Here is a 1,333-nt window from a genome sequence, read left to right as displayed (position 1 = left end):
GTGAACCGTCACGGGTTTGATGCCGCTTCCTTTCGATGAAGGATGAGGACATGCCCAAGAAGTACGACGCCGAGTTCAAGGCCCGAGCGGTGCGCATGGTGCGCGAGCACCAGCAGGACTATCCGTCGCTGACGGTGGCCTGTCAGCAGATCGGTCAGCAACTGGATCTGGGGCGGGAGACGCTGCGCAACTGGGTCCGTCAGGCCGAGATCGACTCCGGTGACCGGGACGGAGTCACCACGGCCGAGGCCGAGGAGATCAAGCGGCTCAAGGCCGAGAACAAACGGTTGCGCGAGGCCAATGAGATCCTGCGCAAGGCCTCGATTTTCTTTGCGGGGGAGCTCGACCCCCGCAATCGTTGATCGCCGGGTTCATCGATCAGATGAGGGCCGAAGGCTACGCGGTCGAGTCGATCTGCGCGGTCCTGCGCGAGCAGGGCGTGCCGGTCGCCGCGAGAACCTACCGCTCCTGGAAGCAGCCCGGTCGGCAGTCTGCCGCGCGCACGGTCAGCGACGCGGTGGTGATGGATGCGCTGCTGGCCACCGTGGGCACCCCGGAGGGCCTCTACGGCCGGCGGAAGATGACCGCCTACCTGCGCCGGTGTGGGCTGGCGGTGGCCCACTGCACGGTGGACCGGCTGATGCGCTCGCTCGGGCTGGCCGGGGTGGTCCGAGGCCGGCGGGTGCGCACCACGATCCCGGCCAAGGATGGGACGCGGGCGGCGGATCTGCTCAACCGCAACTTCACCGCCGCGGCCCCGAACACCGTGTGGGTCGCCGACTTCACGTACGTGCGCACGTGGGCCGGGTTCGTCTACGTCGCCTTTATCGTCGATGTCTTCGCTCAGCGCATCGTGTCCTGGAACGCGGCCACGACCCGCACGACGGATCTGGTGCTCACCTGCCTGCGAATGGGCCGGTGGGACCGGACCCGTCAGGGCCTGGTGCTGCCGGACGGACTGATCCATCACCACGACGCCGGGTCCCAGTACACGGCGCTGCGCTTCACCGAGCATCTGGCCCTGGAGGGGATGGCGCCGTCGATCGGTTCGGTTGGGGACGCCTACGACAACTGCCTCATGGAGTCGATCATCGGCCTCTACAAGACCGAGTGCATCCGCCCGGGCCCGTTCGTGAAGGCACCACTGAAAACTGTCAGCGACGTCGAGTACTCCACGCTGGCCTGGGTGGACTGGTACAACACCCGCAGGCTGCACTCCAGCCTCGGCAACGTCCCGCCTGCCGAGTTCGAGGCCGCCCACTACGATCAGATCACTGCGCCCCAGCCGGCGGCGCAGCCCGTATGAAGACGGCAGAGAAGCCGAGACGGTTCA

At 67.1% G+C, this 1,333-nt stretch carries 1 protein-coding gene; it reads left to right on the top strand.

The annotated features are described in order from the left end of the window. The first annotated feature begins 50 nt into the window (after positions 1 to 50). Positions 51 to 1,306, top strand: a protein-coding gene (locus RF640_RS18790; RefSeq protein WP_368828655.1) for an IS3 family transposase whose coding sequence is annotated in 2 segments (ribosomal slippage) — positions 51 to 324 and positions 324 to 1,306 — 1,257 coding nt in all. Because the reading frame shifts where the segments join, the coding sequence is not laid out codon by codon here. Positions 1,307 to 1,333 lie beyond the last annotated feature (27 nt).

The organism is Kocuria sp. CPCC 205231, assembly GCF_040980965.1.
Classification (GTDB): domain Bacteria; phylum Actinomycetota; class Actinomycetes; order Actinomycetales; family Micrococcaceae; genus Kocuria; species Kocuria rosea.
This window is presented reverse-complemented; position numbering and strand designations above follow the sequence as displayed.